Here is a 12,155-nt window from a genome sequence, read left to right on the forward strand (position 1 = left end):
GAGACCCTTGGCTATAGGCCAAGGGAGGAAGCGAGTGTTGAACGTGGAGGACTGGGCAGAGATCCGGCGACTGCGCCGGTCGGAGCAGTTGCCGATCGCGGAGATCGCACGGGTGATGGGTATATCGCGGAACACGGTGAAGACGGCGTTGGCCTCAGACGGTGCGCCGAAATATCAGCGGGCGCCGGCGGGGTCGGTGGCTGACGAGGCCGAGCCCAGGATTCGTGAGCTGTTGGCGGCCTTTCCGCGGATGCCGGCGACGGTAATCGCCGAGCGGATCGGCTGGTCGTATTCGATCCGAACATTAAGTGAGCGGGTGCGGGAGTTGCGGCCGGTCTATCTGCCGCCGGACCCGGCATCACGCACGACCTATGTTGCGGGCGAGATCGCGCAATGCGACTTCTGGTTTCCCGATGTGACGGTGCCGGTCGGGTACGGCCAGGTCCGCACGGCCACCGCGCTGCCGGTGTTGACGATGGTGTCGGGATATTCACGGTGGGCGTCAGGGGCCCTAATCCCTACGCGGACCGCTGAAGATCTCTATGCCGGTTGGTGGCAGCATCTTTGGACGCTGGGAGCGGTGCCGCGGGTGTTGGTGTGGGACGGCGAAGGCGCGATCGGGCGGTGGCGGGCACGACGACCTGAACTGACCGCGGCATGCCAGGCGTTTCGCGGCACGCTGGCGACCAAGGTGCTGATCTGCAAACCCCGCGACCCCGAAGCCAAGGGTCTCGTCGAGCGGTTCCACGACTACCTCGAACGCGCGTTCCTACCGGGCCGGGTGTTCAGCTCACCGGCGGACTTCAACACACAACTGCAGGATTGGTTAGTGCGGGCCAATCACCGCCAGCACCGGGCGCTGGGGTGTCGCCCGGCTGATCGGATCGAGGCCGACAAGGCGGCGATGCTGAGCCTACCGCCGGTGCCTCCGGCCCTCGGGTGGCGCCATTCGAGCCGGCTGCCGCGCGATCACTACGTCCGACTCGACGGCAATGACTACTCGGTGCACCCAGCTGCGGTCGGGCGGCGCATCGAGGTCACCGCCGATCTGTCCCGGGTCCGGGTCTGGTGCGACGGCGCCCTGGTCGCCGACCATGTTCGGGTCTGGGCCAAACACCAGACGATTTCCGATCCCGATCACGTCGATGCGGCCAAGCTGCTGCGCCGCAACCGCTTCGAGGTCCTTACCGTGCCAGCCCACGTTGAGGTAGAACAACGCCGGCTCACCGATTACGACGCCGTCCTCGGTCTTGATGGGCCGGTGGCGTGATGGCCACCAAAACGACCATTGGCAGTCGCGACGTGACCGCGGAGCTGGCCTATCTGACCCGGGTCTTGAAAGCGCCGACCCTGCGTGAGGCGATCGACCGGCTCGCCGAGCGTGCCCGCAGCGAGACGTGGAGCTACGAGGAATTCCTGGCAGCGTGTCTGCAGCGGGAAGTGTCTGCCCGTGAGTCCCACGGCGGCGAGGGACGCATCCGGGCCGCCCGGTTTCCGTCCCGCAAATCGTTAGAGGAGTTCGACTTCGACCACGCTCGCGGCCTCAAGCGTGACCTTATCGCCCACCTGGGAACCCTGGATTTCGTGACCGCTAAAGACAACGTGGTGTTCCTGGGTCCACCCGGAACTGGCAAAACCCACCTGGCGATCGGCATTGCGATCCGGGCGTGTCAGGCCGGACATCGGGTCCTGTTCGCCACCGCCAGCCAATGGGTCGACCGCCTGGCCGCCGCTCACCACAGCGGCACCCTGCAAACCGAACTTGTCCGCCTCGCTCGCTACCCACTGCTGGTCATCGACGAAGTGGGCTACATCCCGTTCGAACCCGAAGCCGCCAACCTGTTCTTCCAGCTGGTGTCTTCCCGCTACGAACGCGCCAGCCTGATCGTCACCTCCAACAAGCCCTTCGGACGCTGGGGCGAAGTCTTCGGCGATGACGTCGTCGCGGCCGCCATGATCGACCGCCTCGTCCACCACGCCGAAGTCATCGCGCTCAAAGGAGATAGCTACCGCATCAAAGACCGAGACCTCGGCCGCGTCCCCACCGTCACGGCCGACGACCAATGAACCCAAGCTGGTCAATATTCAATTGCCGACAGCTGGTCAGTTTTCGGTTGCCGTTGACAGCTGACTGTTGTGAGCTTGTCGATCATCACATCACTGTCGTGATCAAGTCCGGATAACCGGCCGTCGCCGCCAGCTATCCGGATGCGCATCAACGGCGCATCCAACAGCGTGCTGGACATCGGAGCAATAGTCACTGAACTCGTGGCATCAAAGAGATCGTCTTGAACAATGACTGCTGGACGCGGTTCGGTCGCGTAGACGCCCGCCGCTACGGTCCAGATCTCCCCTCTGTTCACTCCTCTTCCCACGGCGTCGAGATAGCGTCAATGAAGTCCTGGTCATCGGCGCTTGCGTCCGCTCGTGCAACCAACGAAGCCTGACGATGCGCCTCGGCGGCAAAAGTCTCCGTGCGCACGTCAGGCACCCAGACCTGCATCGACAGTATCGAAAACGAGCAACGGTGTGCGGTAACGGTTTCCGGTTCGGCGCCCGGTATGTTCCAGTATTCCCAGGGCAGGCATGCGCCCTACGACACGCAGCGCCGCCCGATTGGTGAACCGGCGATTGAACCGAGCGACCGAGCGCCCAACGCGCATTGTCGCCTCCTTGTTCAGTCAGTCAGTGTTGCGGCGGCACCACGCGGCGGCCGGGTCGCTGCCGCGGGGATGGCGTTGTCGATGAGGACGGCGGCGATGGCGGCAGCGGTGGCGAAGCCCTCGGCGTTGAGGACGCGGTTGCGCGCCGAGGCACCGTCGAGCAGCAGCGCCAGTTGTTCGCCGAGCAGGTCGGGGTCGGTGGCACCGGCCTCGCGTGCGGTCGCGCTGAGTCGCGCGGCAAAGGCCTTCTTGTAGTCGCGGGCGTGTAGGCGGGCTGGGTGGTCCGGGTCGTTGATCTCGACGGCCGCCGCGATGAACGGGCACAGCGGCCCGTGTATATCGAAGGCGGCAAGGAGCCGTTCGCGGGGTGTGAGGTCGGTGCGGTCGAACACCTCGGGCAGCACGTCGGGATCGAATCGGCGTAGGTGCTCGGCGATCAGCTCGTCCTTGCCACTGAAGTGCTGGTAAAACGTGCGCTTGGACACCTGGGCCACCGCGCAGAGTTGGTCCATGCCGGTGCTGTTGATGCCCTGATCGCGGAACAGCTGTCGTGAAGCGCTCAGGATGCGCTCTCGTGCACCCCTGCCGCGGCGCAGACCCTGCGGCCCCTTCTCGAGCTCCGTCATACGCCCAGCATAACCCAATTGGGTACTGATCGGTGTGCATAGCTTGTCATCGCCGTCATCTTCCGATACCGTACGTACACAGAACGGTATACATAGTCTCAACGAAATGAATGGAGCGGATCATGGGAAAGCTCGATGGCAAGGTCGCGGTGATCACTGGCGGGACGAGTGGTATGGCGCTGGCCGGTGCCAAGTTGTTCGTTGAGGAAGGAGCTCACGTCTTCATCTCGGGCCGACAGAAAGACGCGCTGGATGAGGCCGTCGAGCTGATCGGCCGGAACGTGACGGGCGTGCAGGGCGATTCGGCCGACCTCGACGATCTGGACCGTTTGTTCGACACGGTCAAGCAGGAAAAGGGCTCGATCGACGTGTTGTGGGCAAGTGCCGGGATCGGCGAGCAGGCCATGCTCGGCGAGATCACCGAGGAGCACTTCGATGCCACTTTCGGGCTGAATGCACGCGGCACGCTGTTCACCGTCCAGAAGGCGCTCCCGCTGTTCAACGATGGCGGCTCGATCTTCATGACCGGGTCGAACGCATCGCTGCGGGGCTACCCCGACTGGAGTGTGTACGCAGCGAGCAAGGCTGCGCTGTCTGCCTACGCACGGGTGTGGGTGTCGGAGTTGCGCGACCGCAAGATCCGGGTGAACGTGCTGATCCCCGGTCAGGTCTCCTCGCCGATGCTGGCGAAGGTGATGGACGAGGAGATGAAGGCGCAGTTCGAGTCGGTGATCCCGCGGCGCGAGATGGGCCAACCCGAGGAGATCGCGTCGGCCGCGTTGTTCCTCGCCTCCGACGACTCGAGCTACGTCAATGGCATGGAACTGGTGGTCGACGGCGGCACCACGGTGATCTGACCCCGAGACCTAAGACCCGAAAGCGCCCACGTCGTCAGGGCTTTCAACTTGAACTTCTCTCTTGGCGTGAACCTCGGCTGAGACCCGGGTCGGCTCACCGAGAGGTATGGCTATGTCAGATGTCAACGCAGACCGATAATTTTGCGCCTGGAGAGGATTCACGCCATGAAGCTTGGTTTCGTCATTCCCATTGTCGGGCCAGCTATTACCAGCGCTGTTGGCCTGAGCGCATTCTGCCGAGGGCTCGAGGACCTTGGTTATGACACGTTGTGGGTCGGCGATCGACTGGTCACGCCGGTGAACATGCAGTCCACCTATCCGGGTAAAAAGCCGCCGCCGCAGATGACCCGCTATCTCGATCCGGTGCTGCTGTGGACGGTCGCCGCCACGGCGACCAGCCGGGTGCGACTCAACGCCAGCACGCTCAGCACGTTCTACTACGAGCCAACACATTTGGCCCGCCAGCTGACTACGCTCGACGTGCTCAGCGACGGCCGCCTCGACGTTGGCGTGGGAGTCGGCTGGATGAAGGACGAACATGACATCGCCCGCGGTGCCGACTGGCGCCGCCGCGGGCGGATGCTCGACGACGTGCTGGCGTTCCTGCAGGCATGGTGGACGACCACTCCGGTGTCCTGGGACAGCGAGTTCTTCTCGCTGCCGGCGGTCCATGTCGACCTGCGCCCGGTCCAGGCGGGTGGTCCGCCCATCTGGATCGGCGGTGCCAGCGAGGCCGCGATGCGTCGGGTCGGCCGCATCGGCACCGGCTGGCTCGGGGTCGAGGGTCTGCAGGATCCCGACCGGCTGTGGCCGATTGCGCGCCGTGCGGCGCAAGAAGCCGGCCGCGATCCTGACGCGCTGAAGACGGCCATGCGAATCAGCCTCGAACCCGGAACGTCCGTTGACGCGGTGGTCGACAAGTTCGAACGCTTCGCGGCGGACGGTGTCGACGAGGCGGTCGTAGATGCCATCGCACTGTTCCCCAGCCTTGAGCAGCTGCTCGACTTCGCCGGCCAGGTGATCACCACATGGGGTAGCCGCCCGACGAGTTGACGGGCTTTGGTAGTCACTCCCCCTTCGTGCGTAACTCCCAGGGCTGCATGCCGATTACATCGGCGAGGTTGCGCTGCAGCGCAACCCCGGCCGGCAGTGTGCGGTAGAAGATGCTCACCTCTACGATCTTGCCGCCCGGGTTGAGCAGGACGAAGAAGATGCCGTTGACCGCGGCGTCTCCGACTTGCAGCCGGAAATGTGCGGCGTGGTGAGTCTCGCCGCTGAGAACCTCCAAATAAGTGTCGTCGGAAGAGAGTCCGTTGACGGCCTTTATGGTCTCCGCAGCGATCTCGCGGCCGGTGATCGGCTCATCGCCGAACGGGCCGTAGAGAACCACGTCCTCGGCGAGCAACCGGGTCAGGGTGGCTTTGTCTGCGCCACCGTTAATGCAGTCGACGAAGGACTCCAAGGTTTCGCGGTGCGGGGCGAACGTGGTCATGAGTACTCCTCGTAGTGGGAGAGATTCGGCCGGTTCGCAGCTAGACCGTCAGCCGATCGGAGAAGTAATTGCCGTTGCCCAGATCGGCGAGGAGTCTGGGCTGAGTGGGTTCCCAACCGAGGGTTCGGCGCGTGATGAGGTTGGAGGCCGGAAAGCCCATCGTGACCAGATTCGTAAACATGCCGAAGTATCCCCGCAGCATCAGTTCGTCCGTGGGAATGCTCACCACGGACAGGCCCAGACGGCTGCCAATGGCCTCGGCGATCTCGCGGAACGGGACACCCCCGTCTTCAATCGCGTGCCAATATCTGCCGGCCGCCCCCTTCTCCAGCGCCAAGCGGAACAAGGAACCGACATCCCGGATGTGCACGGCGCCCCACAGGTTCGCACCGTCGCCGGGGTACCCGGCGAAGCCCTTCTCCTTCGCCAGGGCGATCAACCCCGGGAGGAAGCCGGCACGATCGGTCCCGCTGTGCGCGATGGTGGGAAACCGCACGATCGAAGACCGCACTCCCCGCTCGGCGAGGCCGATTACGGCCAGCTCCACGGCGTTACGGAACCGCAGGGTGCCCCGGTACTCATCGCCGCTGGGCAGCGCCGGGTCCTCCTCGGTGGCCGGTCGGCCCAGGGTGCCAAATGATGACGAGGCCATACTGCCCGCCGCGACCAACGGCTTTCCGGTTCCGGCGAGTGCCTCGCCGTACGCGAGAATAATCGGGACCTCCGCGGCGGTCACGGCGTCGATCCCGCCGGTCGGAAGCAGGTCTTGCCGGTGGGCGACGTGGATGACGCCGTCGGAGTCCGCGGCCGCCTCCTTGAGCCCGTCGAGATCCTCGAGGCTGCCGCGACGCACCTTCGCGCCGAGCGCGGACACCGCCGCCGCTGCCGAGTCCGACCGGGCCAGGCCGGTGACCTCGTGCCCGGCGGCGATGAGCTCGGGGATGATGTACGAACCGGAATGGCCGGTCCCGCCAGTGACGAAAACGCGCATGTGACTGTCCTTTTCAGGGTAGGCGAGCTCAGCTGAGAACGTTGACGCCGAGGAAGAAGTCGGTGTGCTTGATGGAGTGGTTGATAAGGCTTATCTCCAGCAGGCCGGCGTTCTCAAGTGCCCGCGCCATCGGCAGCGGCCCGGCGTCCAGCGGACGCAGTCCCAGGCTCTCGATGAACTCCGACACGTCTGCCTTGGCCGCCGCGTCGTCCCCGGCGATGAACACGTCGACCGGGCGACCGTCGGCCAGAACATTGGCGAACAAGGTGTTGAACGCCTTGACGACATGCGCGCCGGCGGGGGCGGCCTTGGCGATCTCCTGGGCGCCGGAACTGCCCTCGGGGGTGACAAAACCCGTCAAGTCGGGGCTGACCGGGTTGGTGATATCGACGACGATCTTGCCGCGCAAAGTCTCCCCGTACTCGCTGAGTACCGCCGCTGCGCTGGTGTACGGCACGGCGAGGATCACGATGTCCCCGGCCGGGGCGATACCGGCCGTCCCGACAGTGGCGCCGTCGAGCGCGGCGGCCAGTTCCATGGCTTTGACCAGGTCGCGCCCGATGATCTCGACGGTGTTGCCGCCGGCGAGCGCCCGGCCGGCCATCGTGCTGGCCATGTTCCCCAGGCCGATGATGCTGATGCTGCTCATGAGGTATCCCGTCTCGGTTGGTGAATCAAAAAGGTTGACGCCTCAACCTTAGATTGATTTGGGTGATGAGTCAACCAATTGGCGTAACATGAGGTCGGTGGAACCGAACTGGCTGAACCCCCGTGAAGACCGTGCCTGGCGAGCGTTCATAGACGCGCATCAACAGATCGAAGTCCACCTGAGTCGACGACTGCAGGAATCGGGCCTGTCCGGGGCCGACTACTCGGTCCTGGCGGTGCTCTCGACTCTCGACGGAGACCGCATGTCCGCCCGCCACCTGAGCCACGCACTGGGCTGGGAGAAGAGTCGTCTCTCCCATCAGGTGCGGCGCATGCAGAAGGACGGGCTGATCAGCCGCGAGCCCAACCCCGACGACGCCCGAAGCACCATGGTCTGCCTGCTGCCGGCTGGCCGCGCCGCGATCGAGAGGGCCGCACCCGGGCATGTGGAGGACGTCCGCCGGAACTTCGTCGACCTGTTCACCCCGGCTGAGCTCGACATGCTCGCCACCCTCAATGAACGAGTCCTGCAGCACCTGAACATCAATCACGAGTCGACCTGACGGTTACCCAGAGTCACGACCTGCGCGGTAACGCTCTTCCATCATCAATGTCAGACCCCAGTGCAATGCTGATGTCATGTCCTCGATCGCGACCACAGCCGGCACCCCAGCGGGTCCGGGCGCACGTCTCGATGTGCTCTTCGAGGAACTTTCCGAGTTATCCGGTCAGCGCAACGCGATCGATGGCCGCGTCGTCGAGATCGTTGCCGAGATCGAACGCGACCAACTGTGGGGTGCTACGGGTGCCCGGTCTGTCGCTGCGCTGGTGGCCTGGAAGACCGGTTCGTCACCGAGCAACGCCCACGCGATCGCGACCGTGGCACACCGGCTCGAGTCGTTTCCCCACTGCGCCGACGGGATGCGGGAGGGCCGCTTGTCGCTGGATCAGGTTGGAGTTATCGCGCAGCGAGCAGCCGATGGATCCGACGAGCACTATGCGCAGTTGGCCGGTGTTGCCACCGTCAGCCAGCTGCGCACCGCGATCAAGCTGGAGCCACGTCCCGAACCCGATCCGCGGCCCCAACCACAGCCCACGATCACCAAGACCAGCAATGCCGAGTTTGATTTCTGGCGCATCGCGCTCCCGCACGCCGAATCGGCGACGTTCGAAGCCGCGCTGCAATCGCATCACGACGCCCTCATCACCGAGTGGAAACACGACCGCGACGAAAGCGGCGGCACACGTGATCAACAGCCCCCGTTGCCGACACGCCCCGATGCGTTCATGCGGCTGATAGAGAGCGCATGGGATGCCGAGGTGCAGCGTCGGCCGCACGGCCAGCGCACCACCGTGGTCGTGCACGTGGATGTCGAGCAGCAGATCGGCGCCCTGCATCTGGGCCCCCTGCTGTCAGAGGCCGAGCGGCAGTACCTGACCTGCGACGCCACGTGTGAGGTGTGGTTCGAGCGCCAAGGTGAGGTCATCGGTTGTGGTCGATCGACCCGCACGATCGGACGTCGGCTCCGCCGCGCACTCGAGCACCGCCACCCCAGCTGCGCGGTTCCCGGCTGCGCAGCCACCCGCGGACTGCACGCCCATCACATCCAGCACTGGGAAGACGGCGGCGCGACCGAGCTGAGCAACCTGGTGCTGCTGTGTCCCTATCATCACCGGCTGCATCATCGCGGCATCATCACCATCACCGGCCCAGCCGGTCACCTCGTCGTGACCGATGACGATGGCAAGGAACTGCATCCCGGATCACTGGCCCGACCACCCACCAGCCCGCCGCCCACGGTTGCGCCCTACCCCGGACCGACCGGTGAACGAGCCGACTGGTGGTGGTACCAGCCGTATCAACCGCAAGCGCCTCCAACGGTCAACTAAAGGATTCAGAGCGGTCCAGTCAGTGCGCAATCGCCATCAGGCGCACAGGTATTGCCGGTTGAGCATGCAGTTCACCGGTGGCGAGTACGGCCCGTTCAGCACGCCCCGGAAACCGCCGTTGGCTGAACCACCCGGCGCGATGATGCGATTCCAATTGGAGGGTCCAAGGACATAATGCGTACCCGACCGCGCAAAGGTGCTGTTCCAGCTGTGCGAGATGGACTCCCCCACCGGCAAGTCGAATTCAAGCCGCCAATCGGTCAGCGGAACGGCACTTCGATTGGTGATGACGAAGCGCGCGATGAAGCCGGTCTGCCACGTCGAGGTCACCGAGAGCGTCGCGCCGGCCGCGGCCGCATGAGCCACGACGGTGGTGGCCAGTCCGAGGATGACAACCATCAATGCCGACACGGCGAGGTGAAGCGCGGTGGGGGCGCGCTTCACGAAACTGTCCAGTGCGGCCATAGCAGCCGACACTAAAACCACCCGGGCGATTTCGGCCGTCGCCGCGCGGCGACGCTGCCAGACGTTGTCCCAACCGAAATCGTCATGACATTTTCGCCCGGTGCTCCGGCGTTCGGTCGCCGGAACGACGGCGTCCCCGCCCGCACGCCCATCGCACACTGGTCTGACCACTTGACCTCTGGCCAGCGATCTGGCAAGTTGACCGTATGGCTCTGCGGCAGGTGCCTCGACGCTCGGTCCCCGAGCACGTCTTCGAGCAGATCATGTCCGAGGTGCTCAGCGGTGAAATGGCGCCCGGCGAAGTGCTGCCCAATGAGCGCCGGCTTGCCGAGGTTCTCGGTGTGTCGCGGCCGGCGGTGCGAGAGGCACTCGGCCGCCTCAACGCCGCCGGACTGATCGAGATTCGGCACGGCGATGCCACCACTGTGCGGGACTATCGCCGTCACGCGGGACTGGACCTACTGCCCCGCTTGCTGCTCCGCGGCGATGAGTTGGACCTGAGGGTCGTGCGCAGCATCTTGGAGGCCCGGCTGCACAACGGCCCCAAGGTCGCCGAACTGGCTGCAGGACGCAGCGGCCGGCACGCGGCCGCGATACTCGACGGTGCCGTGGCCGCGTTGGCCGCCGAAGAGGACCCGGTGCAGCGTCAGCGTGCGGCCCTGGCGTTCTGGGACCACGTCGTCGATGCCGCCGACTCCATCGTCTTCCGGCTGATGTTCAACACACTGCGGGCCGCCTACGAACCGGCCCTGGAAGCCCTCGCCACCGTGATGGCCGCCGAGGTCAGTCGCCCGGAGCCCTACCAGCAGGTGGCGCAGGCGATCGCCGCCGGCGACCCGATGAAGGCCAGGAGCGCTGCGATCGAACTACTCGAGCCGGCTACCCACGCCCTGCTCAGCGCGCTGGCCGGCTTGGACGAACAGCAATGACGACACAGCTGCGCAGCGGCTTCTCGCTGCCCGACGCGGGCCGGGAGTTTTGGCGTCACCCCTCCCCCTGGTGGCTGGCACTGACGTTCATCGGGGCGCTGACCGCCCGGGTCGCCGTCGGCGACTGGCAGCTTACCGACCTCGTTCTCCCAGCGCTCATGATCGTCGCTTTTCCGGTGTTCGAGTGGGTCGTCCACGTCGTCATCCTGCATTGGCGGCCCCGCTCCGCCGGCCGCTTCACCCTGGATCCGTTGCTGGCGCGCAAACACCGTGAGCATCACCATGACCCGCGGAAGATCGAGCTCATCTTCATACCGCGACAAACATTGCGCTGGCTGATCCCGGCTGCTGTCGCTGTACCGTTGCTGACCTTCGGCCGACTCGGCCTCGGGCTGACGTCAGTGGTCTTCTTGGCCGGCGTCGGATTGGTCTACGAGTGGACGCATTACCTCATCCACACCGACTACAAGCCGAAAACCACTGCATATCGCGCGATTTGGCGCAATCACCGGCGGCACCACTTCAAGAACGAAAACTACTGGTTCACCATCACCACCACCGGCACCGCCGATCGCCTGCTCGGCACGCACCCGGATCAGTCCGCGGTGCCGACGTCCCCGACGGCCAAGAATCTGCACGGCGCGACCCGCTGATCCCCCGGCCCCGCGGGTATCGGAGACGCTACGGTTGCCTCACGTCGAAACCACATCGCCGACCACGAGGGAGCACCGACATGCTGAAGTACGAGATCCACGGCACTGGTGAACCGTTGGTACTCGTCCACGGCATCACCCATCGCCGGCAGGCGTGGTACCCGGTGCTCGAGCACCTGACCGACCATCGCACCGTGCTGCTGTTCGACCTGCCCGGGCACGGCGAGTCCCACGACCTGGTGGTCCGTGACGGCGACGTGCAAGCAACCTTGCGTACCGAGCTGGTGGAGCTCTTGGACCAGCTGGGTCTGGAGCGCCCGCACATCGCCGGGAATTCTCTCGGCGGCCGGATCGCGCTGGAGGCCGCCGCGGATGAGCTGGTCGCGAGCGCGACCGTGCTGTCGCCCGCGGCGTATTGGCACAATTCCATCGATTTCGCCTATGTCCGTCTCGTCTTCTGGTGTCTGACCACCAGCGCCCGAATGGTGGCGCCCGTGGTGCCGAAGCTCGCACGTTCCGCGCGGGCCCGCCGGATGATGGGCGCGGTGGTCTCGGCCCACCCGGAGCGGATCCCTGCCGACGAGTTCGTCTCCGACCTCACCGGTATGCGGCGGGCAATTCCCGCGATGAAGGAGATCTTCCCGGCTGCCGAAGTGTTCAGCCGTGAGATTCCGGTGGAGATCCCGGTGACCGTCGCATGGGCCGCGCGTGACCGGATCCTGCTGCCCTACCAAGCGCGTATCGCCGAGCGGCGGCTCCCGCAGGCCCGCCACATCCGGCTGCCCGGGTGTGGCCACGTGCCGATGGCCGATGATCCCGAGCTCGTCGCACGAGTACTGCTCGACGGCAGCACGCCCAGCACCCAGGCCGAAGCCTCGTAACAGCCGCCGGTATGCCCTGAGACAGGCCCGCGGTTCGCGCTGCGAGTGCTTGAATGAGCC

The 12,155-nt window shown here is 65.4% G+C and carries 16 protein-coding genes; 9 read left to right on the forward strand and 7 right to left on the reverse strand.

Translation table 11 applies throughout. The features are described from left to right. Positions 1–34: 34 nt before the first annotated feature. Both istA and istB read left to right on the forward strand, forming a co-directional pair. Complete coding sequence (gene istA, locus ACZYY4_RS10050; RefSeq protein ID WP_463809821.1) at positions 35–1,270, forward strand: IS21 family transposase; 1,236 nt, start codon at positions 35–37, stop codon at positions 1,268–1,270. Then, the gene (gene istB / locus ACZYY4_RS10055; RefSeq protein WP_463809822.1) at positions 1,270–2,067 is read left to right on the forward strand and encodes an IS21-like element helper ATPase IstB; all 798 of its coding nucleotides are present in this window, start codon (positions 1,270–1,272) and stop codon (positions 2,065–2,067) included. The genes istA and istB overlap by 1 nt, the downstream gene beginning before the upstream one ends. Positions 2,068–2,078: 11 nt before the next feature. Here istB and ACZYY4_RS10060 read toward each other — a convergent pair whose 3' ends face one another. From ACZYY4_RS10060 to ACZYY4_RS10070, 3 genes are all read right to left on the reverse strand, one after another. Further along, positions 2,079–2,363, reverse strand: coding sequence for a type II toxin-antitoxin system PemK/MazF family toxin (locus ACZYY4_RS10060; RefSeq protein ID WP_463809823.1), 285 nt, complete (start codon positions 2,361–2,363; stop codon positions 2,079–2,081). Next, positions 2,360–2,503 (reverse strand): antitoxin MazE-like protein, encoded by a 144-nt coding sequence (locus tag ACZYY4_RS10065; protein ID WP_463809824.1) that lies wholly within the window; start codon positions 2,501–2,503, stop codon positions 2,360–2,362. Before ACZYY4_RS10065 ends, ACZYY4_RS10060 begins: the two co-directional genes overlap by 4 nt. A gap of 174 nt (positions 2,504–2,677) precedes the next feature. After that, positions 2,678–3,289 (reverse strand): TetR/AcrR family transcriptional regulator, encoded by a 612-nt coding sequence (locus ACZYY4_RS10070; protein WP_463809825.1) that lies wholly within the window; start codon positions 3,287–3,289, stop codon positions 2,678–2,680. A gap of 122 nt (positions 3,290–3,411) precedes the next feature. Between ACZYY4_RS10070 and ACZYY4_RS10075 the strand changes: the two genes are divergently transcribed. Both ACZYY4_RS10075 and ACZYY4_RS10080 read left to right on the forward strand, forming a co-directional pair. Then, complete coding sequence (locus ACZYY4_RS10075) at positions 3,412–4,146, forward strand: SDR family NAD(P)-dependent oxidoreductase (protein ID WP_463809826.1); 735 nt, start codon at positions 3,412–3,414, stop codon at positions 4,144–4,146. A gap of 165 nt (positions 4,147–4,311) precedes the next feature. Beyond that, entirely contained in the window at positions 4,312–5,199 is an 888-nt protein-coding gene (locus ACZYY4_RS10080; RefSeq protein WP_463809827.1) for a TIGR03619 family F420-dependent LLM class oxidoreductase, read from the forward strand. Positions 5,200–5,212: 13 nt separating this feature from the next. On the opposite strand, the gene ACZYY4_RS10085 is transcribed toward ACZYY4_RS10080, so the two are convergent. From ACZYY4_RS10085 to ACZYY4_RS10095, 3 genes are read right to left on the reverse strand one after another with little or no spacing between them, the layout of a single operon-like run. Then, a complete protein-coding gene (locus ACZYY4_RS10085) occupies positions 5,213–5,638 on the reverse strand; it encodes a nuclear transport factor 2-like protein (protein ID WP_463809828.1) in 426 nt (141 codons plus the stop codon). Between the two features lie 40 nt (positions 5,639–5,678). Then, entirely contained in the window at positions 5,679–6,629 is a 951-nt protein-coding gene (locus tag ACZYY4_RS10090) for an SDR family oxidoreductase (protein WP_463809829.1), read from the reverse strand. A 28-nt stretch (positions 6,630–6,657) separates the two neighbouring features. Then, positions 6,658–7,278 carry an NADPH-dependent F420 reductase gene (locus ACZYY4_RS10095; protein WP_463809830.1) on the reverse strand — a complete coding sequence of 207 codons (621 nt, stop codon included), beginning with the start codon at positions 7,276–7,278 and terminating at the stop codon, positions 6,658–6,660. Between the two features lie 97 nt (positions 7,279–7,375). Between ACZYY4_RS10095 and ACZYY4_RS10100 the strand changes: the two genes are divergently transcribed. Next, on the forward strand, positions 7,376–7,840 hold the full coding sequence (locus ACZYY4_RS10100; protein ID WP_463809831.1) for a MarR family winged helix-turn-helix transcriptional regulator: 465 nt from the start codon (positions 7,376–7,378) through the stop codon (positions 7,838–7,840). 76 nt (positions 7,841–7,916) lie between these two features. After that, complete coding sequence (locus tag ACZYY4_RS10105; RefSeq protein WP_463809832.1) at positions 7,917–9,167, forward strand: HNH endonuclease signature motif containing protein; 1,251 nt, start codon at positions 7,917–7,919, stop codon at positions 9,165–9,167. Positions 9,168–9,203: 36 nt separating this feature from the next. Here the strand turns inward: ACZYY4_RS10105 and ACZYY4_RS10110 are convergent, their stop codons facing one another. Next, complete coding sequence (locus ACZYY4_RS10110) at positions 9,204–9,632, reverse strand: cellulose-binding domain-containing protein (protein WP_463809833.1); 429 nt, start codon at positions 9,630–9,632, stop codon at positions 9,204–9,206. 206 nt (positions 9,633–9,838) lie between these two features. On the opposite strand from ACZYY4_RS10110, the gene ACZYY4_RS10115 reads away from it, so the two are divergent. From ACZYY4_RS10115 to ACZYY4_RS10125, 3 genes are all read left to right on the forward strand, one after another. Continuing rightward, positions 9,839–10,561, forward strand: coding sequence for a FadR/GntR family transcriptional regulator (locus ACZYY4_RS10115; RefSeq protein ID WP_463809835.1), 723 nt, complete (start codon positions 9,839–9,841; stop codon positions 10,559–10,561). Beyond that, complete coding sequence (locus tag ACZYY4_RS10120) at positions 10,558–11,214, forward strand: sterol desaturase family protein (RefSeq protein WP_463809836.1); 657 nt, start codon at positions 10,558–10,560, stop codon at positions 11,212–11,214. The genes ACZYY4_RS10115 and ACZYY4_RS10120 overlap by 4 nt, the downstream gene beginning before the upstream one ends. Before the next feature lie 80 nt (positions 11,215–11,294). Continuing rightward, positions 11,295–12,095: an alpha/beta fold hydrolase gene (locus ACZYY4_RS10125; RefSeq protein WP_463809837.1), complete on the forward strand. Its 801-nt coding sequence runs from the start codon at positions 11,295–11,297 to the stop codon at positions 12,093–12,095. The last annotated feature ends 60 nt before the right edge of the window (positions 12,096–12,155 follow it).

This window comes from Mycobacterium sp. IDUB_21 (assembly GCF_055419425.1).

Excerpts from the sequence above, each read along its gene's own strand:
- istB (WP_463809822.1), top strand. The coding sequence starts at position 1,270 with ATGGCCACCAAAACGACCATTGGCAGTCGCGACGTGACCGCGGAGCTG.
- ACZYY4_RS10065 (WP_463809824.1), bottom strand. The coding sequence starts at position 2,503 with ATGCAGGTCTGGGTGCCTGACGTGCGCACGGAGACTTTTGCCGCCGAG.
- ACZYY4_RS10070 (WP_463809825.1), bottom strand. The coding sequence starts at position 3,289 with ATGACGGAGCTCGAGAAGGGGCCGCAGGGTCTGCGCCGCGGCAGGGGT.
- ACZYY4_RS10075 (WP_463809826.1), top strand. The coding sequence starts at position 3,412 with ATGGGAAAGCTCGATGGCAAGGTCGCGGTGATCACTGGCGGGACGAGT.
- ACZYY4_RS10080 (WP_463809827.1), top strand. The coding sequence starts at position 4,312 with ATGAAGCTTGGTTTCGTCATTCCCATTGTCGGGCCAGCTATTACCAGC.
- ACZYY4_RS10085 (WP_463809828.1), bottom strand. The coding sequence starts at position 5,638 with ATGACCACGTTCGCCCCGCACCGCGAAACCTTGGAGTCCTTCGTCGAC.
- ACZYY4_RS10090 (WP_463809829.1), bottom strand. The coding sequence starts at position 6,629 with ATGCGCGTTTTCGTCACTGGCGGGACCGGCCATTCCGGTTCGTACATC.
- ACZYY4_RS10095 (WP_463809830.1), bottom strand. The coding sequence starts at position 7,278 with ATGAGCAGCATCAGCATCATCGGCCTGGGGAACATGGCCAGCACGATG.
- ACZYY4_RS10105 (WP_463809832.1), top strand. The coding sequence starts at position 7,917 with ATGTCCTCGATCGCGACCACAGCCGGCACCCCAGCGGGTCCGGGCGCA.
- ACZYY4_RS10110 (WP_463809833.1), bottom strand. The coding sequence starts at position 9,632 with ATGGCCGCACTGGACAGTTTCGTGAAGCGCGCCCCCACCGCGCTTCAC.
- ACZYY4_RS10115 (WP_463809835.1), top strand. The coding sequence starts at position 9,839 with ATGGCTCTGCGGCAGGTGCCTCGACGCTCGGTCCCCGAGCACGTCTTC.
- ACZYY4_RS10120 (WP_463809836.1), top strand. The coding sequence starts at position 10,558 with ATGACGACACAGCTGCGCAGCGGCTTCTCGCTGCCCGACGCGGGCCGG.
- ACZYY4_RS10125 (WP_463809837.1), top strand. The coding sequence starts at position 11,295 with ATGCTGAAGTACGAGATCCACGGCACTGGTGAACCGTTGGTACTCGTC.